A 24,684-nucleotide genomic window follows, 5' to 3' on the forward strand; every position below is an offset into this window, starting at 1 on the left:
TCCTCTCCTATCCCGGTGGTGCGGCCCCTTCCGTGTTTCCCGCCTCTTCGACGCCGTACAGGCTGAGGGCGGACACCACCAGACCGATGTGGCTGAAGGCCTGCGGGAAGTTGCCGAGCTGGCGGCCGGCGACGGGGTCGTACTCCTCGGAGAGCAGTCCCAGGTCGTTCGTGAGGCCGACCAGCCGCTCGAACAGCTCGCGCGCCTCCCGCGTACGGCCCGTCAGATGCAGCGCGTCCGCGAGCCAGAACGAGCAGACGAGGAAGGTGCCCTCGCCGCCCGGGAGCCCGTCGACGCCGGTCGTCGCGGCGCTGTAGCGGCGCACCAGGAAGCCGTCGGGGGCGAGTTCCGCGCGGACCGCGTCGATCGTGCCCACCACCCGCGGATCGTCCGGGGGCAGGAAACCGACCCGCGGGATGAGCAGCAGGGAGGCGTCCAGCCCGGGTGAGCCGTAGGACTGCGTGAAGGTGTTCCGGACGGGGTCGAAGCCGCGTTCGAGCACCTCCCGGTGCACGTCGTCGCGCATCGCCCGCCAGCCTTCGAGATCGCCGTCGAGTGCCGGGTCGTCCTCCAGTCGCGCCACGCCTCGGCCTCCTCGTGGTAACCGGCCGCGAGGAGCGCGCCGAGGGTGAGCGTGGAGTCGCGCAGCCAGCAGTAGCGGTAGTCCCAGTTGCGGACGCCGCCGAGCTCCTCGGGCAGTGAGGTGGTGGGGGCGGCCACGATGCCGCCGGTCGGCGCGTAGGTGAGGGCCTTGAGGGTGATCAGGGAGCGGACGACGGCGTCCCGGTGGGGCCCGTCGTAGCGGCAGCGCGCCGCCCACGCCCGCCAGTCCCGGACGCTCGTCTCCAGTGCCTCGAAGGGATCGCGCAGGGGCGGCCGGGGCCGGTGCGAGGGGTGCCAGGTCAGGACGAAGGCGACCTTCTCGCCCGCTTCCACGGTGAACTCCGAGTGCGTGCGGAAGTCCTTGCCCCAGGTGTGCACGGGCGGTTCGCTGCGCAGCCACACCGAGTCGGGCCCGGCGACCGCGACCCGGTGGCCGTCCGAGCGGCGCATCCACGGTACGACCGAGCCGTAGTCGAAGCGCAGCCGGAGCAGACTGCGCATCCGGACCCGGCCGCTGAGACCTTCGACGACGCGTACGACATCGGGGGCGTGCTCGCGCTGCGGCATCAGGTCGGTCACCCGGACGGAGCCCTCGGCGGTGTCCCACTCGGTGTCGAGCACCAGCGTGTCCGGGCGGTACGCGCGCCGGGTGCAGACGTCCGCCCCCTCGGGCGCGATCCGCCAGTGACCGTTGTCCTCGTCGCCCAGCAGGGCCGCGAAGCAGGCCGCGGAGTCGAAGCGAGGCAGGCACAGCCAGTCGACGGAGCCGTCGCGGCCCACCAGAGCGGCGGTCTGCTCGTCCCCGATGAGGGCGTAGTCCTCGATGCGGCGGTGCACGGTGGACGGGTTCCCGACGGGGGCGACGGCCAATCGGGCCGCCAGAGTGGCGTGAGCGCCCGCGGCGCGGCGGGACGGGACGGGACGTGACACGCGACGGGGGAGTCCCGGGCCCCGCCCTCGAACCCTCGGGCCTCGAAGGTCCCGGCCTCGGACCTCGGGCTTCGAGGGTCCCGGCCTCGGGCCTCGAACCTCCGGGCCCCGCCCTCGGGTTAGACCCCGGCCGGTTCCGCCGTCGGCGCGGTCCGCGCGGCGGCTGCCTCCGCCCGGTCGCGGCGCTCGCGGCGGACCAGGATCACCCAGCCGACGGGGACGCCCGCGGAGAAGAGCCACCACTGGATCGCGTACGCCATGTGCGGGCCGATGTCGCTGTGCTCGGGATCCGGGATCAGTTCGGGGGAGTCGCCCTTGGGCTCCGGCGCGGTCTGCTCGATGTAGCCGCCGAGGACCGGCCTGCCGAGCCGGCGGGCCTGCTGCCCGCTGCTGATCAGCATGACCTGACGGGCGGGCAGGCCCCGGACGTTCTTGATGCCGCTGTCGGCGGTCGTCTGGTCGGCCATCAGCCGGCCGGTGACGGTGATCTCGCCCTGCGCGGGGGCCGGGATCTTCGGGAAGGCGGTCTGCGCGCCGTCCGCCGGGACCCAGCCGCGGTTGACCATCAGGACGCGGCCGTCGGCCAGGACGAAGGGGGTCAGGACGTGGTAGCCGACCTCGCCGTCGGCGTTGGTGCGGCGCCGTACGACCTCTTCGTGCGCGGTGTCGAAGTGCCCCCTCGCCGTCACCCGGCGGAACAGGTCGTCGTGCCCGATCTCCTGCCCCGGCCGCGTGACCGACTCCGCGGGCACCGGCTTCGCGGTGAGCGAGTCGGAGATCACCGTGTTCAGGGCGACCTTGTGTTCATGCCGGTGCAGCTGCCAGAAGCCCAGCTTGATCATCGTCGGGATGAGTGCGAGGGCCACGAGGGTGAGGATCACCCACTGCCGGGAGAACAGGAAGCGGTACACCCCATTGACGGTACTCGGCACGATTCGGCCCTCGACGGGAGGGTCCCGCCGAGGGCCGTACGCGGGTCTGTCCTGGGCCGGGCCGGTGACTGTCCGGTGGGGCCGGAATGCCGGTCCGGGCGGGGGCTCACACCTTGTCGATGATCCCCGCCTTCCCCTCCGCGCGGGCGCAGTGCGCGCCGCAGTACCAGTGGCCCTCGACCTCGACGCCCTGGCCGATGACCTGGACGCGACAGTGCTCGCAGATCGGGGCCATCCGGTGGATCGCGCAGGAGAAGCAGTCGAAGACGTGCACCGCACCCTGTGCGTGCACCTCGAAGGTCATTCCGTAGTCATTGCCGCATACTTCGCATCTCGCCATGCGCCACAGGGTGGGGTGCCGGGGCGGTGCGGGCGAGCGGGTGCCGGGCGAGTCGCCCGTCAATCACCCGTACGTCCGTCACCCTTCCGACGCGGGTTCGACATCCCGCAGCAGTTGTCCGAACGCGGCCTCGTCGATCACCGGTGTCCCGAACTGCTTGGCCTTGAGCACTTTCGAGGTGCTGGAGTCCGGGTCGTTCGTCACCAGCAGGCTGGTGAGCCGGGACAGGCTCGTCGCGACGTGCAGACCGGCCTCGACGGCCCGGTCCTCCAGTAGTTCGCGATCGACGGACGTGTCCCCGGAGAACGCGACCCGCATGCCCTGCTTGAGCGGTTTGTCCGACTCGTACCGTCCCGGGTTGGGGTGGGGGCAGGCGGGGCGTTTACGGGAGGGACGCCAACTCCCGGACGGGTAACCGCCGGAGGCGTACCCCCCGCCCCCGCCCTGTCGTCCGATGCGCGGCGCCGCGGGGCTGTCGGACCACTCCTTGAGCGGCAGGCACTCCAGGAGAGGCAGGCGCACCCCGTCGCGTGCGGCGGCCCGCAGGCTCGGCCGGAACGCCTCGGCCAGCACGCGCGCGTCGTCCAGCGCGTGGTGCGCCCGCTGCTGTACGACGCCGAAGTGCGCGGCCAGCGACTCCAGCTTGTGGTTGGGCAGCGGCAGGCGCAGCTCCTTGGAGAGCGCGATGGTGCACAGGCGCTGGCGCACCGGCGCCTCGCGCTCGGCGCGCGCGTACTCCCGGGCGATCATCGACCAGTCGAAGACCGCGTTGTGCGCGACCAGCACGCGCCCGTCCAGGCGGGCGGCGAACTCCTCGGCGACGTCCTGGAAGAGCGGCGCCCCTTCGAGCATCTCGCTCGTCAGACCGTGGATCCAGACAGGGCCCGGGTCCCGTTCCGGGTTGACCATCGTGTACCAGTGGTCCTCGACCTCGCCGCGGGCGTCCAGCCGGTAGACGGCGGCGGAGATTATCCGGTCGTCGCGGGCCAGTCCTGTGGTCTCCACGTCAACGACCGCGTATCCCTGCGGATACGCGGCCGGCCAGGAGGCTGGGGACGCTGCGGTCGTGAGGTCTTCGAGCATGGTCAATGAGGATACGGGCCCTGACTGACATTCCGGTGCCCGCCTTCCCGGATCCGGGACCCCCGGGAGCCCCGTCACCGGGCCACCCGCGCGGGGTTCCGGCAACCGGGCGCGGCGGGCGGGGCGTTGACGCCCGGCTCGGCGCCGTCACCAGGTCGCCCACCGTCGGGGGAGCAGGACCGCGGCCGTCGACCGGCCCGGGCCGCAGCCGGTGCACGGCTCCGTTCGCGCCCCCGGGGGCGACGCCGCCGCGTACCAGGGCGAGCGGCCCACGCTTCTTCCCGGCCGCCCCGGCGCCGAGACCGTCCGGGTCGTCGGCCGGACGCCGTCGTTCCGGGGCTCCAGAACGCCCGCCCGCCAGGTCGTCGTACAGGGCCACGTACAGGCCGAGGTCCAGGCCGAGGTCCAGGCGGATTCCGGCGAGCAGTGGGCGCACGGTCGCGCGCGTGCGCCGGCAGGAGCTTCACATCGCCCCGGTCCTGCGGCGGCAGAGGCGTCCGCCGGGCCGGCGACCGGAGCAGCGTCCGCACGCGACCTGCTCGCCGGTCCGGCCCGGGATCGGCTGGGCCCGCCGCCGGACCCGGACGTCCGGTCGGCGCACGGCTATGGACCTTTCGCCCGTGCGGTGCAAGCGTGCTGCGCGGTCCCAGCAGGTAGCGCCTACGAAGGGCGGTACGGACATGGCACGAGTGAGGTACGGCGCACGGACCGAGGCGGAGATAGCCGCCTCGCGCACCGCGAGCTCCAGACTCCCCGACATCTGGTCCACCGGTGTGGTGGCCGTCTGGGAGAGCGACCCCGACGCGGTCGCGGCGGTCCTGCCGCCCCCGTTGAAGCCCACCGCACGGCCTCTGGTGCGGGTGAACATCAGCAAGGTCGATCTGCCCGGATATCCGCTGGGCGCGGGCTCGTTCGCCGTCGCCGCGGCGCACGAGGACGTCGAGGGCTGGTATCCGCTCGTCATGCCGATGACCCACGAACGGGCCCTGATCGGCGGCCGCGAGGTCTTCGGGGAGCCCAAGAAACTCGGCGAGGTGACGGTCGAGCGCGACGGTCTCGTCGTGCGCGGCGTGCTCGCCCGGCACGGCATCGCCTTCGTCGAGGTGCGCGGCGCGGTGAGCGGTGCCCTGCCACTGCCCGAACCCGCGCAGAAGACCGACTTCTACTTCAAGTTCCTTCCCGCCGTGGACGGTTCGGGCTTCGACGCCGACCCGGTCCTCGTGCACTGCGTGCGCAACGAGAAGGTCCGCAGGCTGGAGCGGGTCACCGGGGACGTAGTCCTGCGCGAGTCGATGTACGACCCGGTCGCCGACCTGCCCGTGCGCCGGCTGGTGGGGATCACCATCGGTGAGAAGACCACCGACCAGAAGGGCCGGGTCGCCGAACGCGTCAGCGGCCGGGCCCTGTTGCCGTACATCCACCAGCGCTACGACGATCCGCGGCAGATCCTCGACGGTCCGCCCGAGGGGAGCGTCTGATGGAACTGCGGGCGGGACAGGTCGCCGTCGTCACCGGCGCGGCGAGTGGCATCGGCCTCGCGATGGCACGGCGGTTCGCGGCCGACGGGCTCAAGGTGGTCCTCGCCGACGTCGAGGAGGGCGCCCTGGAGAAGGCCGCCGGTGAGCTGCGCGAGGACGGCGCCGACGTCCTCGCGCGCGTGGTGGACGTCGGGGAGCGCTCCGAGGTCCTCGCGCTCGCCGAAGATGTGTACGGCACGTACGGCGCGGTGCACGTGCTGTGCAACAACGCCGGTGTCGGCTCCGGTGCCGAGGGCCGGATGTGGGAGCACGACCCGAACGACTGGAAGTGGGCCTTCGCCGTCAACGTGTGGGGCGTCTTCCACTGCGTCCAGGCGTTCGTGCCCCGGATGATCGCCGGGGGTGAACCGGGCCACGTCGTCAACACCTCGTCCGGCGACGGCGGGATCGCCCCGCTGCCCACCGCCTCCGTGTACGCGGTCACCAAGGCGGCCGTGGTCACGATGACCGAGTCGCTGTACGCGCACCTGAAGGCGGAGCACGCGCGCGTGGGCGCCTCCGTGCTGTTCCCCGGACCCCACATGCTCCGCACGGGCCTGTGGGAGTCGCACCGCAACCGGCCCGAGCGGTACGCGAAGGAGCGGCCCCGCAGGACCCCGTACCGCAGCCTCGGACAGTGGGAGGCCGCGATGAACGAGGCGGGCCACGAGGTGCGGTTCACCCCCGTCGAACAGGTCGCCGACCTGGTCGCCGAGGGCATCCGCGAGGACCGCTTCTGGCTGCTGCCCGAGAGCGAGCACAGCGACCGGCAGATCCGGGCCCGGTCGCGGTCGATGCTCGACCGGTCCGATCCGTCGTACCTGGAAAGCTTCATCCTCGACTGAGGGGGCGCGGTGCCCGAACAGGATCCGTATCTGATCATCTCCTCCGACTGCCACGCCGGACTCCCCACCGAGGAGTACCGGCCCTATCTGGACTCCCGTTTCCACCGGGACTTCGACGAGTTCCTCGCGGGCCGTGACCGGCGCCGCGAGGAGATGACCCGCCTCGGCATCCGCAACGAGGCCTTCGCGGACAAGTGGTTCCACGACAACGAGGAAGGCCTGCGCGGTGGTTGGGACAGCGCGCAGCGCCTCAAGGAACTCGACGGCGACGGGGTGGCGGCGGAGGTCGTCTTCCCCGACGCGGACGCCGTGGACAGCAGGACCGCCGCTCCGTTCGGCGTCGGCCTCGGTCTCTCCGGCGACCAGGACCCGGAACTCGGCATGGCGGGCGCGCAGGCCCACAACCGCTGGCTCGCAGACTTCGTCTCCGAACACCCCGAACGGCACTGCGGGGTCGCCCTGTTGCCGGTCACCGGCGAGACCGGACGCGTGGTCGCCGAGGTGTACCGGGCCAAGGAGTCCGGCCTCGGCGCGCTGATGATCCCCTCCATGTGGGTCGACAAGGAGCCGTACCACGACCGCCGTTACGACCCCGTGTGGGCGGCGGCCGCCGAGTGTGCGATGCCCGTGCTCACGCACTCCGGCGCCGCGCCCCGCCATGAGTACGGCGACCACCTGGGGATCTACGTCTCCGAGGTCACCTGGTGGCCCGCGCGCCCGCTCTGGTTCCTGCTCTGGTCGGGGGTCTTCGAACGGCACCCCGGACTCCGGTTCGGCGTCGCGGAGTCGGGCTGCTGGTGGCTGCCCAACCTGCTGTGGTTCATGGACCGCCTCTATCTCGGCGCGCACGGCGGCAAGAAGCTGTCGCCCTTCGCCGAGCTGAAACGGCCCCCGCACGAGTACCTGGACCGGCAGGTCTTCATCTGCGCGACCAACACCAAGCGCCGCGAACTCGCCCAGCGCTACGAGATCGGCGTCGACAACATCCTCTGGGGCAGCGACTTCCCGCACCCCGAGGGCACCTGGCCCGACACCCGGACGTGGCTGGCGAAGACCTTCCACGACATCCCGGTCGCGGAGACCCGCCGCATGCTCGGCCTCGCGGCGGCCGAGGTGTTCGGCTTCGACGTCGGTCGACTGGCCCCGCTCGCCCGGCGGATCGGCCCCACACCGGCCGAACTGGGCCAGCCGGACGACCAGTCGGCGGTCGAGGCGTCCTGGGCCCGCTCGCGCGAGGTGGGCCGCCACTGGCTGACGGACCACGACTTCCCCGTGCTGGGAGTGAGCCCATGAGCGCCGAGGACCGCTACACCGTCATCTCCGCGGACTGCCACGCGGGCGCCGATCTCCTCGACTACAAGCCGTACTTGGAGCGCCGGCACCACGAGGACTTCGACGCCTGGGCGGCCGGCTACGTCAACCCGTACGAGGACCTGCTCGCCGACACCGCCGACCGGAACTGGAACTCCGGGCGGCGCGTCGCGGAGCTGGAGGAGGACGGCATCGTCGCGGAGGTGGTCTTCCCGAACACCATCCCGCCGTTCTTCCCGTCGGCCTCCCTGATGGCACCGGCCCCGACGGCAGGGGAGTTCGAGCAGCGGTGGGCGGGTCTGCGGGCCCACAACCGCTGGCTCGCCGACTTCTGCGCGGCGGCGCCCGGCCGGCGCGCGGGCGTCTTCCAGATCCTCCTGAACGACGTCGACGCGGCGGTCGAGGAGATCCACCGGTCGGCGGGCGCGGGCCTCAGGGGCGGTCTGCTGCTGCCCGGTACACCCCCCGGCTCGGGCCTGCCCGAGCTGTACTCGTCGGTGTACGACCCGATCTGGGCGGCCTGCGCCGAACTGGGTGTCCCGGTGAACCACCACGCGGGCTCCGCCTCGCCGCCGCTGGGGGACGAACCGGCGGCCCGCGCGGTCTACATGGTGGAGACGACCTGGTTCTCGCACCGGGCGCTGTGGCACCTGGTGTTCGGCGGCGCGTTCCGCCGGAACCCCGGCCTGAGACTGGTGCTCACCGAGCAGGGCTCGGGCTGGATCCCCCGGGTGCTCGACATGCTGGACTACTACCACGAGCGGCTGGTCGCGGCGGCGGGCAGGGCGTCGAAGGCGTCGACCGCCGAGTCGAAGTTCGGCGCGGGACTGGCCGCGACGATGGGCGAACGCCCCTCCGAGGTCTGGCGTGACAACTGCTTCGTCGGCGCCAGTTTCATGCGCCCCCACGAGGTGCCGCTGCGCGACCGCATCGGCCTCGACAAGATCATGTGGGGCAGCGACTACCCGCACGACGAGGGCACCCATCCGTACACCCGCGAGGGCCTGCGCATCGCCTACGCGGGTCTGCCCCGTGCCGAGATCGCGGCGATGGTCGGCGGCAACGCGGCCCGTGTCTACGGCTTCGACCTGGCGTACCTCGACGAGATCGCCGCGAAGGTCGGCCCCACCGTGGCCGAGATCGCCGAACCGCTCGGCACCCCGCCCGCCGACGCGACGAGCCCGGTGTTCGCGAGAGGGGGTTCGGTGCGGGTGTGGTGAGCCGGTCCGGCATCGCCCGCCCCGGATGGGATCCTCCCCGAGTGACGCAACCGACGCACGACGAGCCCCACGACGAGGCCGGCGAGCCCCACGGCGGCACCCTCGGCTCGCGGCTGAACTGGCTGCGGGCCGCCGTCCTGGGCGCCAACGACGGCATCGTCTCCACCGCGGGCCTCGTCGTCGGCGTGGCCGGCGCCACCAGCGACCGCGCCGCGCTGTTCACCGCGGGCCTCGCGGGACTGCTCGCCGGGTCGATGTCCATGGCGGCGGGCGAGTACGTGTCCGTCTCGACCCAGCGGGACTCGGAGCTGGCGGCCCTGGCCACGGAGAAACGGGAGCTCAAGGAGCAGCCGGAGGCCGAACTCGAAGAGCTGACCGAGCTCCTGGAGCGGCGCGGTCTGTCGCGGGAGGTGGCGCGCGAGGCGGCCGGACAGCTCACCGAGAGGGACGCCCTGCGGGCCCACGCGTCCGTGGAGCTCGGCATCGATCCCGACGACCTGACCAACCCGTGGCACGCGGCATGGGCGAGCTTCCTCGCGTTCACCGCCGGAGCGCTGCTGCCGCTGCTGGCGATCGTGCTGCCGCCGGCGGCCTGGCGGCTCGGCGTCACCGTGGTCTCGGTGCTGGCCGCGCTCGCCCTCACCGGCTGGAGCAGCGCGCGGCTGGGCTCGTCGGACCCGTGGCGCGCGGTGCTGCGGAACACGGCCGGGGGAGCGCTTGCCATGGCGGTGACGTACGCGGCCGGAGCGCTGCTCGGAGCGGCGGGCGTATGAGCGCCCGGCCGGACACGGGTATCGCCCTTGGCGGAGATCACCAAGAAGCAAGCGCGTACCGGTGGTAATACTTGTCGGTAACAGCCTCTGTACGCGGCCGACCAGCGCATCTACCGTTCACCCATGCCGAACCTGCCCGATGTCGTGCTGTGGTCGATACCCGCCTTCGTGCTCCTCGCCGTGATCGAGATGGTGAGCGTCCGGATCCATCCGGACGAGGACGCCGCGGGTTACGGGACGAAGGACGCCGCGACCAGTCTCGGCATGGGACTCGGCAGCCTGTTCTTCGACTTCCTGTGGAAGAGCCCGATCGTCGCCGTCTACGCGGCGGTCTACGAACTGACCCCGCTGCGGGTGCCCGTCCTGTGGTGGACGATCCCGCCGATGCTGCTCGCGCAGGACTTCTTCTACTACTGGTCCCACCGCGGCCACCACGTCATCCGCGTCCTGTGGGCCTGTCACGTCGTGCACCACTCCAGCAGGAAGTTCAACCTCACCACCGCGCTGCGCCAGCCCTGGACGGGCTGGACGTCGTGGCCGTTCTACCTCCCGATGGTCGCCCTCGGGGTGCACCCGGCAGCGCTCGCGTTCTGCTCGTCGGTGAGCCTGGTCTACCAGTTCTGGATCCACACCGAGCGCATCGACAGGATGCACCGGTGGTTCGAGTTCACCTTCAACACGCCCTCCCACCACCGCGTCCACCACGCCTCCCAGGGCGGCTATCTGGACCGCAACTTCGGCGGCATCCTCATCGTCTGGGACCGGCTCTTCGGATCGTGGGTCGCGGAGACCGAACGGCCCGTCTACGGCCTCACCAAGAACATCACCACGTACAACCCGGTGCGGGTGGCCACCCACGAGTACCTCGCCATCGCCCGGGACGTGCGGGCGGCGGCGAGCTGGCGCGAGCGCGCGGGGCGCGTCCTGGGCGGACCCGGCTGGCAGCCCGCGCCCCCGGTCGCCACGCCGACCACGGCCGCCGAGACCACCGCGCGCACCCGGGGGAGGGACACCGCCGCGCAGACTCCGGCGACGGATTCCGCCGCCCGGACCCCGGTCGCGGAGTCCGCCGCGTGACCCCGCGTCCGGCGCGCGCCCTGCTCGTCGCCTTCGTGCTGGTGGCCGCCGTGGACCTCCTCTCGCTGCTCGCCGGATCCGACCTCGGGCACCGGATCGCCAAGCCGCTCCTGATGCCCCTGCTCGCCGCCTGCGCGGGGGTGCGCGGCGGACCCCGGCTGCTCGTCGCGGCCCTGCTCCTCGGCTGGTGCGGCGACCTGGCGCTCATGTCCGACGCCGACCCCGCGTTCCTCGTCGGCATGGCCTGCTTCGCGGCCGGGCACGTGTGCTACCTCGTGCTCTTCCGCCGGACGCCGCGCGGCGGGCGCGCTGCGTGGCTCCCCGGCGCGTACGCCGCCGTCCTCCTCGCCCTCGTCGTCCTCCTGTGGCCCGGTCTGCCGGCCGGGCTGCGCGTCCCCGTCGCGGGATACAGCCTGCTGCTGACCGCGATGGCGTACGGGGCCACCCGGCTCGGGCCCGTCGCGGCGCTCGGCGGCGCCCTCTTCATGCTCTCGGACACGCTGATCGCCACCGGAGTCGCCGACTGGCCGCAGCTCCCGAAGGCCGCCTTCTGGATCATGATCACGTACGTCGTGGCCCAGTTTCTGCTGGTCCAAGGCGTGCTGGGCCCCCTCGCCGCGCGACGCGCCCCCGCGGCGGCGTACGGTGAGATGCGCTCGACCACCCCCTGAGCGCATCTCACCGACGTACCGCACGAGAGGGACCCTCGCCATGCGCGCCACCACCATCCACGCCCCGTTCGACATGCGCGTGGAGGACGTGCCCGAGCCCATGGTGCAGTTGCCCACCGACGCGATCGTGCGGGTGCTGCGCTCCTGCATCTGCGGCAGCGACCTGTGGGCGTACCGCGGCGAGGCGGCCCGGCAGCCGGGCCAGCGGATCGGGCACGAGTTCCTTGGCATCGTCGAGGAGACGGGCTCCGCGGTGACCGGTGTCCGGCGCGGCGACCTGGTCGTGGCGCCCTTCATGTGGTCCGACGGCGTGTGCGAGTACTGCCGTGACGGACTCACCACGTCGTGCCGGCACGGCGGCTTCTGGGGCTCGGTCGGCTACGACGGCGGACAGGGCGAGGCCGTGCGCGTTCCCTTCGCCGACGGCACCCTCGTACGGCTGCCCAAGGAGGCGGCCTCCGACGACCACCTGCTGTCCGCCCTGCTGACCCTGTCCGACGTCCTCGGCACCGGCCACCACGCGGCCCTGGGCGCCGGCGTGCGCAAGGGCTCGACCGTCGCCGTCGTGGGTGACGGGGCCGTCGGCCTGTGCGCCGTCCTCGCGGCCAAGCGGCTCGGCGCCGAGCGGATCATCGCCCTCGGCCGGCACCAGGTGCGCACGGACATCGCGCGCCGCTTCGGGGCCACGGACGTCGTCGCCGAGCGCGGCGAAGCGGCCGTCGAGGCCCTGCGCGAGCTGACCGGTGGCCAGGGCGCGCACTGCGTCGTCGAGGCCGTCGGCACCGAGCAGTCCATGAGCACGGCCGTGAACATCACCCGCGACGGCGGCGCCATCGGCTTCGTCGGCGTGCCCCACGGCAGCGGTACGGGCCTCGACCTGGGCGTCATGTTCGACCGGAACATCGCCCTGCGCGGCGGCGTCGCCCCGGTGCGCGCGTACATCCCCGAACTGCTGCCCGACGTTCTCGACGGCACGATTGACCCGTCGCCGGTCTTCGACATGACCATCGGCCTGGAGAGCGTGCCCGAGGGCTACAAGGCGATGGACGAGCGGACCGCGCTGAAGGTCCTCGTCACCAACTGACTCCCGGGTCCGCGGCCGCGGACCCGCCGTCCCTCGCCCTTCTGCCGCTGCCCGTCCGGAGGCTCACCACCGGATGGGCAGCGGCAGCGCCGTCAGCAGGCCCGACACCGCGACGACCGCGCCCAGCGCCACGATCTCCGCCCGCGCGGGGGAGCGGGCGCCGAGCGGGTCCGCCGCGCGGCGCAGCCGCAGCCGGGCCGCGAGGGCCAGGACGGCGACGGCGGCCACGAGGAGGACCTTCGCGAGCAGGGCGCGCCCGTACGCCGTCGACGTCAGCTGGTCCAGGACCGTGCCGGGCGGCATCCGGCGCAGCGCGCTCCAGACGCCCGTCGCCGTGACCGTCGCGAACAGTACGGCCGCCACGCGCGCGTAGAGACCGAGCAGCGTGGCACCGGCCCGACCGCCTCCGGCCGCCGTCCCCGGTCCGGTGGCCGCAGCCGCAGCCGTGGTTCCTACGGCAGTCGCAGTCGTAGTCCGGCCGGTGGGATCGGTCTCCCGGGTTCCCGTGACCGCACCGGTCGCGGTGCGCCGGCCGTGCAGCAGGCGCAGGACGTGGAGCAGGCCGCCCGCCCACAGCGCCGCGCATGTCAGGTGCACCAGGGTCAGACCGGAGCCGAGCAGCGCGTCGTGCTCCGCCGGGGGATGCGCGCGCAGCGCCTCCGCGACCGCCACCACGGCCGGCGGCCACACCCGGGCGGCCGGGCGGTGCGAGCGGGCACAGAGCCAGGCCGCCGCGAACGCGTCGGTCTCCACAAGCGCCAGCCGGCCGTCCCGGGTCCGGTACAGCCCGCCGATGTCGATGTCGGAGAGGTGATGCGGCAGCAGATTGCCCGTCGCCACCACGGAGGCCAGACCCAGCGCGACGACGAACCCGGCGGCGGCCGCGTACGCCGCCCAACTGCGCGGCGCCGCCATCGTCGACGCCCCGGGCACCCGGCGCGCCAGCGCGGACGCGAACACCTCTCCCACAGGGACGCAGAGCGCCGCGAACAGCACCGACCGCAGCAGCGCGATGCCATCGGCCCCGGGTGCCGCGGCTTCCCCCGTACCGGTGAGCGCGGTGCGCGGGCCCAGCAGTGGGATCAGGGCCGCGACGGCCACCAGGGCGAGTACGGCGACGGCCCGGTGGGTGGCCCGCCGCGGCGCGGTCCCGCCCGCGACCTCGTCCCCGCTCGGGTCCGCGGTCCCGGCCGTCGAAGCTGTCAACGTCCCCCCCCAGGATCGTCGCCGGCGGTCACAGATCCGGGCAAGTCACCGTAACCCGTTCGGTGTTCGAGGACGAGAGGGCGAGGGGACGAGGGAGAGGGGGTGAGGTGGTGAGGGGGTGGAAGGGCTCGGGCGCGAGGCTCACGCCCAGCGCGCGGGGTCCGTACCCCAGAGCCCCGGTGGGCGTGACCAGTCGGTGGGGCCGCCGGTGAAGGAGACCGGGGGCAGGGCATGGCCGAGGAGGCCGAAGGGGCTGTTCCGCTCGGACAGCCAGGGGTCGGGACGGCCGTACGGCTCTGCCGCCACCGGGTCCGGCAGCGCGCCGGGTGCCTCCTCCCGCCCGATGCCGTCGGTCAGCCACATCGCCGTGCGCGCCAGCGCCAGCCGTACGACGCACCCGCGGCCGTGCTCCTCCCGCTCGGTCAGCGCGCGCAGGACGGCCGCCGCCAGCAGATATCCGGTTCCGTGGTCGAGCGCCTGCGCGGGCAGCGCGCCCGGCCGCTCGGGCGATCCCTCCGCCATGGCGATCCCGGTGGCCACCTGCACCAGGCTGTCGAAGCCGCGCCGCGCGCCCCAGGGCCCGTACGTCCCCCACGCCGACACCTGCGCCACGACGAGGCCGGGGTTCCCCTCGGCCAGCGCCTCCGGGGAGAGCCCGAACCGGTCCAGGGCGCCGGGCCGGTAGCCGGTGACGACGACGTCCGCCGTCGCCAGCAACTCGTCGAAGGTACGCCGGTCGGCCACCAGGTCCAGTACCGCCGAGCGCTTCCCGAAGCCCGTGTCCGCGTGCGCGTCCGGGTCCTCGGGCAGCCGCGGCCCGTCCACCCGCAGCACGTCGGCGCCCAGCAGGGCGAGCGTGCGGGTGGCGACGGGGCCCGCGATGACCCGGGTCAGGTCCAGGACGCGCACCCCGGCGGCGGGCGACAACGGGGGGCCGTCGCGCAACGGGGCGAGGGCTCGCGCGCCCGCGGTGGCCGGCTCGCCCCGCTCGGACGGCCTGTCCCAGTCGGTCAACGGCCGCCCGGCCAGGGCGAGAGCCTGCTCGTGGACGGCCCACTCCTTCGCCGTGCGCAGCGCGACGGCGAGCCCGCCGGCCGCGTACACCGTCTCCTCGACCTCCCGCGCGGACCGTCCGGCGAGCACCCCGGCCACGTCCTCCGCGGTCGCGTCGTCCGCCGCCCCCAACGCGTCCAGCAGCCGCGCCCGGTGATGCGGATAGTTCGCGTGTGTCCGTACCCAGCCGTCCGCGGTCCGCCAGAAGCGGGACAGCGGCGCGAAGTTGACCGGCGCGCGCCCGTCGATCCGCAGATGCCGCTCGCTGACGAACGCCGTGGCGACGGCGCCGTCGTCCACGCTCACCCGCGGCACCCGCGCGAGCCCGGCACGCCGGGCCCCCAGCTCGGCGGCCGCCAGCGCACAGGCACCCACACAGGCGCGCGCCGACTCGCGTACGGGCAGCCGTGCCTCCAGCGCACCCGCACGCGCCACGGTCGAAACCCCGGGGAGCAGCGCCGGGTCTCCGCCCAGTTCCCGCCACACGACGGCCATCGGTGAATGCGTCATACCGGCACTATGCAGCGTGGACGCGATCAACATACGAGGCGGCCGGCGACGGCGCGGCCCCGGTCGCCGAGCGGGTCGACCGGGGCCGCGGGACGTTCTGCGGGCGCTACTTGACCGCCCGCAGGGCGTTGACGATCCCGAATCCGTAGAAGCCGTTCACGTGCTTGCCGCCCGCGCAGGTCGCGTCCACGACTCCGTCGCCGTTCCCGTCGTACGGGGCGGTCGGGCAACCCGGGTTGTCCGCCTGGGCCTTGAGGAGGATCTGGAGCTGAGCCGGCGTAGCCCAGGGGTACTTGGACTTCAGCAGTGCGGCCACGGCGGCGACGTGCGGCGTCGCCATCGAGGTGCCCTGGAGCCAGCCGTACGTGTTGTTCGGCAGCGTGGAGAGGATGCGGCCGTTCTGCGACGGCGTGTCCGGGATCTGATACCGGTCGCCGCCGGGCGCCGCGACATCGATGACACCGTCGCCGTAGCTGGAGAAGTACGACTTGGCGCCCTTGACGCCGGTCGAGGCGACCGTGACGACACCCGGCAACTGGGTAGGGATGTCGAAGCACTTGTGCGGGTCGACCGTCCGCGTCGTGGCGGTCGAGTCGTCGGGGCTGGACGCGTCGGTCAGCGCGTTCGAGTCGAGGTCGTCATTGGAGTTGCCCGCCGCCGCGATGTTCAGCGTGCCCTTCCGCTGGGCGTACAGCTGGGCCCGGTCGACGGCGTCGACGATGGCCTTCTGGTCGGGGTCGTCGACGCAGTTGTACAGCCAAGGGTCGACGTAATAACTGTTGTTGGTGATCTCGACGCCGTGGTCGGCGGCGAACACGAAGGCGCACACGACGCTCTCCGGGTAGAACAACTGGGTGGAGTCGGGCTCGGCCACCGTGATGCCCGCGACCTTCACGCCGGGGGCGACTCCCGCGACGCCGATACCGTTGCGGGCCGCCGCTATCTCGCCCGCGACGTGCGTGCCGTGGTAGTGGTCGGCGTCAACCGGGCGCCAGGCGCCGTACGTCGTGTCCGGCTTGCCGCCCACGCAGTTGGCGGACTGCGAGGCCGAGAAGTTCGGCGCGATGTCCGGGTGCGTGTCGTCGACGCCGACATCGATCACGGCGACGGTCACCTTCTTGCTGCCCGGGTTGACCGCGGCCGCCTTGTCGGCGCCGATCGCGCGCAGGTCCCACTGGTCGGCCTCAAGAGGTTCCTCGCCCGCGGACGCGGTCTTCGCGACCTTCGCGGCCTCGGCGGCCGACAGCACCTGCACCGCGCCCTCGTCGGTCGTCGCCGCGGAGGTCAGCGGCGAGGTACGGGTGGCACCGGCCGACTGCACCCCGCGCACCGTCCGGATCTGCCGGCCGAAGTCCGGGTTCGCCGAGTGGACGACGATGACGCCGATCTGCTCGTACGCGATGACGACGCTGCCGCCGGCCGCGCCGATGGCCTTCTTCACCGACTCGATCGTGCGGTGGTCCGTTGTCGTGTTGACCACGTACGAGAGGTTCGGCCCGTCCGCGGTCGTCGCGGCGGGCGCGGTGAGAGGGGTGGCGGACGCGGCGCCCGGCAGGAAGCCGAGCGAGGCGGTGAGCGACAGAACGACCGGCACGGCGAGGGCGAGACGTCGTCTGGAACGCAGATGAGCCATGGGATCTCCACATCATCCGGAAAACGGAGCTGCCCGAACACGGATGGTGCTCGGGCAGGTACATGACGGAATGGTGCAGGCCGAAGCTATCCTCCCGCCGACCGGGCCAGCAATGACTTGCGGCCACGACTTCCGAAAGAAGCCAGGGGAGTTGAACCGGTCCACGCGTGGCGCCGTGACCTTGGGCAGGGAGCCCGTGGACGATCGAGCCCCCCGCAAGGATCACCCAACGGGTGTGAACCGTCGCTTTCCGCCACGTGACGCCCGCCGCTGTGAGATCAACGTCCCATGTCCGCACCCGAGCCGTCCCCGCCCCCCTCCGCCGCTCCCGACCTGCCCCCGCCCACCGTCGCAACCGCACCCGCAACGCGAGGAGACACCGTGGCCACCGACGCACCACCGCCCGCGAAAACCGGGACTCCGTTCCCGTCCACCGAGGAGTTCACCCAGATGCAGGAGAGCGCCGAATTCGGTGAACTCCGCAGCTCCCACCGCTCCTTCGCCTTTCCGCTGACCGTCGGATTCATCCTCTGGTACCTGCTGTACGTGCTGCTCTCGAACTACGCGGACGACTTCATGGGCACCAAGCTGTTCGGCAACGTCAACGTCGCCCTGGTGCTCGGTCTCGCCCAGTTCCTCACCACCTTCCTCATCGCCTGGTGGTACTCGCGGCACGCGGCCGCCCAGCTCGACCCCAAGGCCGACGCCATCAAGTCCCGGATGGAGGGCGGCGCATGAGCTCCGCACGGACGACCGCGCACACGACGCTGCTGGCCGCGGGCGAGGCGAGCCAGCACCGGCCGCTGATCATCACCCTCTTCGCGGTGTTCGTCGCCGCGACCCTCGTCATCACCGTCTGGGCCGGCCGCCAGACCAAGAACGCCGCCGACTTCTACGCGGGCGGCCGCCAGTTCACCGGCTTCCAGAACGGACTCGCCGTCTCCGGCGACTACATGTCCGCCGCGTCCTTCCTCGGCATCGCCGGCGCCATCGCCCTCTTCGGCTACGACGGCTTCCTCTACTCCATCGGCTTCCTGGTCGCCTGGCTGGTGGCCCTGCTCCTGGTCGCCGAGCCGCTGCGCAACTCCGGCCGCTACACGATGGGCGACGTGCTCGCCTACCGCATGCGCCAGCGTCCGGTCCGTACCGCCGCGGGCACCTCCACCATCGTCGTGTCGATCTTCTACCTGCTGGCCCAGATGGCGGGCGCGGGCGTCCTCGTCTCGCTGCTCCTCGGCATCACCAGCGACGGCGGCAAGATCGGCATCGTCGCGCTCGTCGGCGTCCTGATGATCGTCTACGTCACCATCGGCGGCATGAAGGGCACCACCTGGGTCCAGATGGTCAAGGCGGTCCTGCTGATCGTCGGCGCCCTGCTGCTCACCTTCCTGGTGCTGCTGAAGTTCCACTTCAACGTCTCCGACCTGCTCGGCAAGGCGGCCGAGAACAGCGGCAAGGGCTCGCCGTTCCTGGAGCCCGGCCTCAAGTACGGCGCCACGTCCACCACCAAACTGGACTTCATCTCGCTCGGCATGGCGCTGGTCCTCGGCACCGCGGGCCTGCCGCACATCCTGATCCGCTTCTACACCGTGCCCACCGCCAAGACCGCGCGGAAGTCGGTCAACTGGGCCATCGGTCTCATCGGCACCTTCTACCTGATGACCCTCGCCCTCGGTTTCGGCGCCGCCGCGCTGATCAAGCCGGACGAGATCATCGCCTCCAACAAGGCGGGCAACACGGCGGCACCGCTGCTCGCCCTGCACCTCGGCGGCGTCGACTCCACCTGGGGCGCGGTCCTGCTCGCCACCATCTCCGCCGTCGCCTTCGCCACGATCCTCGCGGTCGTCGCGGGACTGACACTCGCCTCGTCCTCGTCCTTCGCGCACGACATCTACGCGAACGTCATCAAGAAGGGGCAGGCGTCGGAGAAGCAGGAGATGGCGGCCGCCCGGTACGCGACCGTCGGCATCGGGGCCGTGTCCATCCTGCTGGGCGCCCTCTCCCGCGACCTCAACGTCGCCGGCCTGGTCGCCCTCGCCTTCGCGGTCGCCGCCTCCGCCAACCTGCCGACGATCCTCTACAGCCTGTTCTGGAAGCGGTTCACCACCCCGGGCGCGCTCTGGTCGATCTACGGCGGCCTGGTCACGGCGGTCGGCCTGGTGCTGTTCTCCCCGGTGGTCTCGGGCAAGCCCACCTCGATGTTCCCGGACGTCGACTTCCACTGGTTCCCGCTGGAGAATCCGGGCCTCATCTCCATCCCGGTCGGCTTCCTGCTGGGCTGGCTGGGCACCGTCCTGTCCAAGGAGGAGCCGGACGCCGGCAAGTACGCCGAACTGGAGGTCCGCTCCCTGACGGGCACCGGAGCACACTGAGGCACGGCACGCGCGGGCCCGCCGCAGGCCACCGGTGGATCACCACTGGTAGGTCCCTACGACGGGCCCGCGCCGCGTCTCGTGCGATCGGGACGCTGTTCCCGCCCGTCCTGTCACGTAGGCTCGCAGGTGTCCGGAAAACGAGATCGGCATCGAGGGAGGGGGCCCACGTGCTCATCGACACCTACGGCCGGGTCGCCACCGACCTGCGTGTCTCACTGACCGACCGGTGCAATCTGCGGTGCACGTACTGCATGCCCGAAGAGGGACTGCAGTGGCTCGGCAAGCCCGATCTGCTCACGGACGACGAGATCGTCCGCCTGATAGGGATCGCGGTCACCGGCCTCGGCATCGAGGAGGTCCGCTTCACCGGCGGCGAGCCCCTCCTGCGCCCCGGCCTGGTCGGCATCGTCGAGCGGGTCGCGGCCCTCGCCCCCCGCCCCCGGATGTCCCTCACGACCAACGGCATCGGCCTCAAGCGCACCGCGGCCGCCCTGAAGGCCGCGGGCCTGGACCGGGTGAACGTCTCGCTGGACACCCTGCGCCCCGACGTCTTCAAGACCCTCACCCGCCGTGACCGCCACAAGGACGTCATCGAGGGCCTCGAAGCCGCCCACCACGCCGGTCTGACCCCCGTCAAGATCAACTCGGTCCTGATGCCGGGCCTGAACGCCGACGAGGCCCCGGACCTGCTGGCCTGGTCCGTGGAGCACGACTACGAACTCCGCTTCATCGAGCAGATGCCCCTGGACGCCCAGCACGGCTGGAAGCGCGACGGCATGGTCACCGCCGGCGACATCCTCGCCTCGCTGCGCACCCGCTTCGAGCTCACCGAGGAAGGCGCCGACGAGCGGGGTTCCGCGCCCGCCGAGCGCTGGATCGTCGACGGCGGCCCGCATCGCGTCGGCGTGATCGCCTCGGTCACCCGCCCGTTCTGCTCGGCCTGCGACCGCACCCGCCTCACCGCCGACGGCCAGGTGCGCACCTGCCTCTTCGCCACCGAGGAGACCGATCTGCGGGCCGCGCTGCGCTCGGGCGCGCCCGACGAGGAGATCGCCCGCCTCTGGCGCCTCGCGATGTGGGGCAAGAAGGCCGGAGCGGGCCTGGACGACCCCTCGTTCGTGCAGCCCGACCGCCCGATGTCGGCGATCGGCGGCTGAGCCGGCGGGCTATCCCTCGCCGCGCTCCACCGGCCCGGAGGCCTCCCACTCGTCGAGCGTCACGACGTCCTTCAGGAACCCGCGCACACCGAGGAACTGCGACAGATGCTCGCGGTGCGCCTCGCACGCGAGCCAGGTCTTGCGGCGCTCGGGCGTGTGCAGTTTCGGGTTGTTCCAGGCGAGCACCCACACGGCGTCCGCGCGGCAGGCCTTGGCCGAGCAGACAGGGGTGGCGGGGTCGGAGCCGGGGGCGTTCGGAATCACCCTGCCGACCCTAGCCGAGGCCTCGCGCGACGTGTTCCGCGCGGTGGGCCGGCCGCTCCGGGAAAGGGCTTCTACGGCCCGACAAAGGCGACGCCGAGCAGCCACGGGGGGAGCTGCCCGGCGTCGGTCCGTCGCTCCGACGGGGGATGCGGAGCGCGTACGAAGTATGTCACGGGTCACCCGCCGCCCGGCACCGGAACAACATGATTGATCTGAGCTTTTCTTGAGCTTGTTTGCGCGGCGATATTCCGTTTTCGGAGGATCCCTGGATGACCGTCCGAGGCCGAACCGGCTTTGCGGCAAGGCGAGTTCGGGAACGAAACGAACCCGGTCCGGCCTCAGCCCAAGTCGTGCGGTTCGGCTCGCTGCGGCGCTTCGGGACCGGTCTCTGCGCCCTCGTGGAACGGCTCCCCGGAGCCGTCCTGCCGGGGCGCGGCGATCATCGGACGCAGCGGAGCGGTGACGAACGTCGAGGGCAGCGAGGGCGTGTTCTCACGTCCCGCGTTGGCGATGACCACGGCGACGTACGGGAGGAGAATCCCGAGCACCAGCGCGACGAGAGCGACGGGCCGTTCGACGTTCCACAGGGTGGCCGCCAGGATCACGGACACCGTCCGGACGGACATCGAGATGACATAGCGGCGCTGCCGGCCGCGGACGTCGTCGTCCAGTCCCTGTCTGGCTCCGGTGATCCGGAAGACCTGGACGTTGCTCTGCTTCCTGATCACTTTCCACCACCTGCCTGCGTCGGACGCTCCCCGGTCCGTACCCGGCACGGACCCGTCGAGGAAGCGGGCCCGGACTGCTTCCACGTTACGCCGCGTCTGCGCCGCGTTCGAGAGCGGGGCATGTCCTGACTGGGTGGACATGATGCGCCGTAGCGCGTATGGCTCTGCCCGACATGCGCCGTATGGAGGACAGCAAGACACTGACGGTACCGCTCACGGGGAGCGGTGCTAGGAGGCGGTCATGGGCTGGCTGTGGGCGATCATCGTCGGGTTCGTGCTGGGCCTGATCGCCAAGGCGATCATTCCCGGGAAGCAGCACAGCCCGCTCTGGCTGACCACCATCTTCGGGATGCTCGGCGCCATCGTGGGCAATGCCCTCGCGCGCGCCTTCGGCGTCGCGGCGACGTCCGGCATCGACTGGACCCGTCACCTGTTCCAGCTGATCGCCGCGATCGTCATCGTGGCGCTGGGCGACATGGCGTACATGGCCCTGTGGGGGAACAAGAAGGCGCAGCAGCGGGCGTGACCCCGCGCGGACGGACGAAGGGCGCGGGCCGCTTCCCGATCCGGGAAGCGGCCCGCGCCCTCGCTGTCGTCGGAACGCTCAGCCGCCCGTGACCTCGACCGCGGCCAGGCTCTTCTTGCCCCGTCGCAGCACCAGCCAGCGCCCGTGCAGCAGGTCCTCGGCCGCCGGGACCGCGTCCTCGGCGGCGACCTTGACGTTGTTCACGTACGCCCCGCCCTCCTTGACCGTGCGGCGCGCGGCGGACTTGCTGGCCACCAGGCCGACCTCGGCGAACAGGTCCACGACGAGACCCGCCTCGGCGACCTGGATGTGCGGCACCTCGGACAGGGCGGCGCTCAGCGTCCGCTCGTCGAGGTCGGACAGCTCGCCCTGACCGAAGAGCGCCTTGGACGCGGCGATCACGGCGGCCGTCTGGTCGGCGCCGTGCACCAGCGTCGTCAGCTCCTCGGCCAGCGCGCGCTGGGCGGCACGGGCCTGCGGGCGCTCCTCGGTCTGCTTCTCCAGCTCCTCCAGCTCCTCGGGGGACCTGAAGGACAGGATGCGCATGTACGTCGAGATGTCCCGGTCGTCCACGTTCAGCCAGAACTGGTAGAACGCGTACGGCGTCGTCATCTCGGGGTCGAGCCAGATGGCGCCGCCCTCGGTCTTGCCGAACTTGGTGCCGTCCGCCTTGACCATCAGCGGCGTCGCCAGCGCGTGCACATGGGCCCCGGGCTCCAGGCGGTGGATCAGGTCCAGGCCCGCCGTGAGGTTGCCCCACTGGTCGCTGCCGCCCTGCTGCAACGTGCAGCCGTAGCGTCGGTACAGCTCCAGGAAGTCCATGCCCTGCAGCAGCTGGTAGCTGAACTCCGTGTAGCTGATGCCCTCCTCGGACTCCAGGCGCCGGGCCACGGAGTCCTTGGTCAGCATCTTGTTGACGCGGAAGTGCTTGCCGATGTCCCGCAGGAACTCGATCGCCGACAGACCGGCCGTCCAGTCCAGGTTGTTCACCATGACCGCGGCGTTCTCGCCCTCGAAGGACAGGAACGGCTCGATCTGCGAACGCAGCCGTGTCACCCAGTTGGCGACCGTCTCCGGGTCGTTCAGCGTGCGCTCGGCCGTCGGGCGCGGGTCACCGATCTGACCCGTCGCGCCGCCCACCAGGGCGAGCGGCCGCAGCCCCGCCTGCTGGAGCCGGCGCATGGTGAGCACCTGCACCAGGTGACCGACGTGCAGGCTGGGCGCGGTCGGGTCGAAGCCGCAATAGAACGTGACGGGACCGTCCGCGAGCGCCTTGCGCAATGCATCTTCGTCGGTGGACAGGGAGAACAGCCCCCGCCACTTCAGCTCGTCGACGATGTCCGTCACGGTTCTCGTATCTCCTTGAGTGGTCTCGTGAATCAGGTACGAGGTTATACGCCCTGGCTGACAGAGCTCATATTGAAGTCCGGCACCCGCAGGGCGGGCATCGCGGCCCTGGTGAACCAGTCGCTCCATTCCCGGGGCAGCGTCTTCTCCGTCCGCCCCGCCTCGGTGGCCCGCCCCAGCAGGCCCACCGGCGACTCGTTGAACCGGAAGTTGTTCACCTCGCCCACGACCTCGCCGTTCTCGACGAGGTAGACGCCGTCCCGGGTCAGCCCGGTCAGCAGCAGCGTCGCCGGGTCGACCTCGCGGATGTACCAGAGGCAGGTCAGCAGCAGACCGCGCTCGGTCGCGGCGACCATCTCCTCCAAGGAGCGGTCCTCGCCGCCGTCGAGGACGAGGTTCCCGATCGTCGGCGTCACCGGCAGCCCGGTCAGGCCGGCGCTGTGCCGGGTGGTGGAGAGGTGCCGCAGCTCGCCCTGGTGGATCCAGTCGGTGGCCTTGAGCGGCAGCCCGTTGTCGAACACGGAGGCGTCGTCGCCCGAGGAGTGCGTGAGGACGAAGGGCGCGGACTCCAGACCCGGCTCGTTCGGGTCGCTGCGCAGCGTCAGCGGCAGCTCGGTGAGCCGCTCGCCGATCCTGGTGCCGCCCCCGGGCTTGCTGAAGACGGTCCGGCCCTCGGCCGCGTCCCGGGCGGCGGCCGACCACATCTGGTAGATCAGCAGGTCCGCGACGGCGGTCGGCGGCAGCAGCGTCTCGTAGCGCCCGGCGGGCAGCTCCATCCGCCGTCGCGCCCAGCCGAGCCGTACGGCCAGTTCCGCGTCCAGCGCCGCCGGGTCGACGTCCTTGAAGTCCCGCGTCGAGCGTCCCGCCCACGCCGAACGCGTACGGTCCGGGGACTTGGCGTTGAGTTCCAGCGTGCCGTTCGGCTGGTCGTGCCGCAGCCGCAGCCCCGTCGACGTACCGAGGTAGCTGGAGACGAGCTCGTGGTTGGCGAAGCCGTACAGCTCACGGCCGCCGGCACGCGCGCGGGCGAACGATTCACCGAGAGCCGGCGCGAAGTCGGCGAAGACGGTGGAGGAGGTCTCGGCGGGCGCGTCAGCGAAGTCCGGGGACTCCGGTACGCCCGTCACCAGCGGCCGGCCGTCCTCGGCGGGACCGGCCCCCCGCGCCGCGGCCTCGGCCGCCCGCACCAGGGGCTCCAGTTCGTCGGCGGTCACGGCCGAGCGCGACACCACGCCCGACGAGGTCCCCTCACGGCCGTCGACGGTGGCGATCACGGTGAGCGTGCGCCCGCGCGTGACCCCGTTCGTGGTGAGCGCGTTGCCCGCCCAGCGCAGGTTGGCGGTGGACTGCTCGTCGGCGATCACCACACAGCCGTCGGCCCGGGACAGTTCGAGGGCGCGCTCGACGACCTCGTGCGGCTTGCTCGTACGGGCGCTCATCGACCGGCCTCCGACGTGGTGTTGAGACTGTGCTGTCCCGGGAGGCGACCCCCGGACCCC

The 24,684-nt window shown here is 72.1% G+C and carries 22 protein-coding genes and 1 pseudogene; 12 read left to right on the forward strand and 11 right to left on the reverse strand.

Going from position 1 to position 24,684, the window contains the following annotated elements:
• Positions 1 to 7: 7 nt before the first annotated feature.
• The 4 genes and pseudogenes from OHT01_RS30380 to OHT01_RS30395 all read right to left on the reverse strand — a co-directional run bounded on the left by OHT01_RS30380 (position 8) and on the right by OHT01_RS30395 (position 3,888).
• Positions 8 to 1,440: pseudogene (locus tag OHT01_RS30380) on the reverse strand (glycoside hydrolase family 15 protein).
• Positions 1,441 to 1,652: 212 nt separating this feature from the next.
• A complete protein-coding gene (locus OHT01_RS30385; protein ID WP_328556291.1) occupies positions 1,653 to 2,444 on the reverse strand; it encodes an SURF1 family cytochrome oxidase biogenesis protein in 792 nt (263 codons plus the stop codon).
• Between the two features lie 127 nt (positions 2,445 to 2,571).
• The gene (locus tag OHT01_RS30390) at positions 2,572 to 2,805 is read right to left on the reverse strand and encodes a hypothetical protein (protein WP_328556292.1); all 234 of its coding nucleotides are present in this window, start codon (positions 2,803 to 2,805) and stop codon (positions 2,572 to 2,574) included.
• Positions 2,806 to 2,883: 78 nt separating this feature from the next.
• Positions 2,884 to 3,888 carry a DEDDh family exonuclease gene (locus OHT01_RS30395; protein WP_328556293.1) on the reverse strand — a complete coding sequence of 335 codons (1,005 nt, stop codon included), beginning with the start codon at positions 3,886 to 3,888 and terminating at the stop codon, positions 2,884 to 2,886.
• A 680-nt stretch (positions 3,889 to 4,568) separates the two neighbouring features.
• On the opposite strand from OHT01_RS30395, the gene OHT01_RS30400 reads away from it, so the two are divergent.
• The 8 genes from OHT01_RS30400 (at position 4,569) to OHT01_RS30435 (ending at position 12,386) form a co-directional block, all read left to right on the forward strand.
• Positions 4,569 to 5,366: an acetoacetate decarboxylase family protein gene (locus OHT01_RS30400; protein ID WP_328556294.1), complete on the forward strand. Its 798-nt coding sequence runs from the start codon at positions 4,569 to 4,571 to the stop codon at positions 5,364 to 5,366.
• Positions 5,366 to 6,250, forward strand: a complete 885-nt coding sequence (locus tag OHT01_RS30405; RefSeq protein WP_328556295.1) for an SDR family NAD(P)-dependent oxidoreductase — start codon at positions 5,366 to 5,368, stop codon at positions 6,248 to 6,250. Before OHT01_RS30400 ends, OHT01_RS30405 begins: the two co-directional genes overlap by 1 nt.
• A 9-nt stretch (positions 6,251 to 6,259) precedes the next feature.
• Positions 6,260 to 7,543, forward strand: a complete 1,284-nt coding sequence (locus OHT01_RS30410; RefSeq protein ID WP_328556296.1) for an amidohydrolase family protein — start codon at positions 6,260 to 6,262, stop codon at positions 7,541 to 7,543.
• Positions 7,540 to 8,781 (forward strand): amidohydrolase family protein, encoded by a 1,242-nt coding sequence (locus OHT01_RS30415; protein ID WP_328556297.1) that lies wholly within the window; start codon positions 7,540 to 7,542, stop codon positions 8,779 to 8,781. Before OHT01_RS30410 ends, OHT01_RS30415 begins: the two co-directional genes overlap by 4 nt.
• A gap of 41 nt (positions 8,782 to 8,822) precedes the next feature.
• Positions 8,823 to 9,554: a VIT1/CCC1 transporter family protein gene (locus OHT01_RS30420; RefSeq protein WP_328556298.1), complete on the forward strand. Its 732-nt coding sequence runs from the start codon at positions 8,823 to 8,825 to the stop codon at positions 9,552 to 9,554.
• A 123-nt stretch (positions 9,555 to 9,677) separates the two neighbouring features.
• The gene (locus OHT01_RS30425) at positions 9,678 to 10,631 is read left to right on the forward strand and encodes a sterol desaturase family protein (protein ID WP_328556299.1); all 954 of its coding nucleotides are present in this window, start codon (positions 9,678 to 9,680) and stop codon (positions 10,629 to 10,631) included.
• Positions 10,628 to 11,302 carry a lysoplasmalogenase gene (locus OHT01_RS30430; RefSeq protein ID WP_328556300.1) on the forward strand — a complete coding sequence of 225 codons (675 nt, stop codon included), beginning with the start codon at positions 10,628 to 10,630 and terminating at the stop codon, positions 11,300 to 11,302. The genes OHT01_RS30425 and OHT01_RS30430 overlap by 4 nt, the downstream gene beginning before the upstream one ends.
• Before the next feature lie 40 nt (positions 11,303 to 11,342).
• On the forward strand, positions 11,343 to 12,386 hold the full coding sequence (locus OHT01_RS30435) for a zinc-dependent alcohol dehydrogenase family protein (RefSeq protein ID WP_328556301.1): 1,044 nt from the start codon (positions 11,343 to 11,345) through the stop codon (positions 12,384 to 12,386).
• Between the two features lie 63 nt (positions 12,387 to 12,449).
• On the opposite strand, the gene OHT01_RS30440 is transcribed toward OHT01_RS30435, so the two are convergent.
• The 3 genes from OHT01_RS30440 to OHT01_RS30450 all read right to left on the reverse strand — a co-directional run bounded on the left by OHT01_RS30440 (position 12,450) and on the right by OHT01_RS30450 (position 16,788).
• Complete coding sequence (locus OHT01_RS30440) at positions 12,450 to 13,592, reverse strand: CopD family protein (RefSeq protein ID WP_443043469.1); 1,143 nt, start codon at positions 13,590 to 13,592, stop codon at positions 12,450 to 12,452.
• Between the two features lie 141 nt (positions 13,593 to 13,733).
• The gene (locus OHT01_RS30445; protein WP_328556302.1) at positions 13,734 to 15,155 is read right to left on the reverse strand and encodes a CoA transferase; all 1,422 of its coding nucleotides are present in this window, start codon (positions 15,153 to 15,155) and stop codon (positions 13,734 to 13,736) included.
• Between the two features lie 106 nt (positions 15,156 to 15,261).
• Positions 15,262 to 16,788, reverse strand: a complete 1,527-nt coding sequence (locus OHT01_RS30450; RefSeq protein WP_328556303.1) for a S8 family serine peptidase — start codon at positions 16,786 to 16,788, stop codon at positions 15,262 to 15,264.
• Between the two features lie 381 nt (positions 16,789 to 17,169).
• On the opposite strand from OHT01_RS30450, the gene OHT01_RS30455 reads away from it, so the two are divergent.
• The 3 genes from OHT01_RS30455 (at position 17,170) to moaA (ending at position 20,320) form a co-directional block, all read left to right on the forward strand.
• Complete coding sequence (locus OHT01_RS30455) at positions 17,170 to 17,526, forward strand: DUF485 domain-containing protein (RefSeq protein ID WP_328556304.1); 357 nt, start codon at positions 17,170 to 17,172, stop codon at positions 17,524 to 17,526.
• Positions 17,523 to 19,160: a solute symporter family protein gene (locus OHT01_RS30460; protein WP_328556305.1), complete on the forward strand. Its 1,638-nt coding sequence runs from the start codon at positions 17,523 to 17,525 to the stop codon at positions 19,158 to 19,160. Before OHT01_RS30455 ends, OHT01_RS30460 begins: the two co-directional genes overlap by 4 nt.
• A gap of 170 nt (positions 19,161 to 19,330) precedes the next feature.
• Positions 19,331 to 20,320 carry a GTP 3',8-cyclase MoaA gene (gene moaA / locus OHT01_RS30465; RefSeq protein WP_328556306.1) on the forward strand — a complete coding sequence of 330 codons (990 nt, stop codon included), beginning with the start codon at positions 19,331 to 19,333 and terminating at the stop codon, positions 20,318 to 20,320.
• Positions 20,321 to 20,329: 9 nt separating this feature from the next.
• On the opposite strand, the gene OHT01_RS30470 is transcribed toward moaA, so the two are convergent.
• Both OHT01_RS30470 and OHT01_RS30475 read right to left on the reverse strand, forming a co-directional pair.
• Entirely contained in the window at positions 20,330 to 20,584 is a 255-nt protein-coding gene (locus OHT01_RS30470) for a hypothetical protein (RefSeq protein ID WP_328556307.1), read from the reverse strand.
• A 338-nt stretch (positions 20,585 to 20,922) separates the two neighbouring features.
• Positions 20,923 to 21,309, reverse strand: coding sequence for a DUF3099 domain-containing protein (locus OHT01_RS30475; protein WP_328558328.1), 387 nt, complete (start codon positions 21,307 to 21,309; stop codon positions 20,923 to 20,925).
• Positions 21,310 to 21,553: 244 nt separating this feature from the next.
• Here OHT01_RS30475 and OHT01_RS30480 point away from each other — a divergent pair, with 244 nt between their 5' ends.
• On the forward strand, positions 21,554 to 21,838 hold the full coding sequence (locus OHT01_RS30480) for a GlsB/YeaQ/YmgE family stress response membrane protein (protein WP_328556308.1): 285 nt from the start codon (positions 21,554 to 21,556) through the stop codon (positions 21,836 to 21,838).
• A gap of 78 nt (positions 21,839 to 21,916) precedes the next feature.
• On the opposite strand, the gene tyrS is transcribed toward OHT01_RS30480, so the two are convergent.
• Complete coding sequence (gene tyrS / locus OHT01_RS30485) at positions 21,917 to 23,185, reverse strand: tyrosine--tRNA ligase (protein ID WP_328556309.1); 1,269 nt, start codon at positions 23,183 to 23,185, stop codon at positions 21,917 to 21,919.
• Positions 23,186 to 23,229: 44 nt separating this feature from the next.
• Entirely contained in the window at positions 23,230 to 24,624 is a 1,395-nt protein-coding gene (locus OHT01_RS30490; protein WP_328556310.1) for a metallopeptidase TldD-related protein, read from the reverse strand.
• Between the last annotated feature and the right edge of the window lie 60 nt (positions 24,625 to 24,684).

It is taken from the genome of Streptomyces sp. NBC_00358 (assembly GCF_036099295.1).
Classification (GTDB): Bacteria; Actinomycetota; Actinomycetes; order Streptomycetales; family Streptomycetaceae; genus Streptomyces.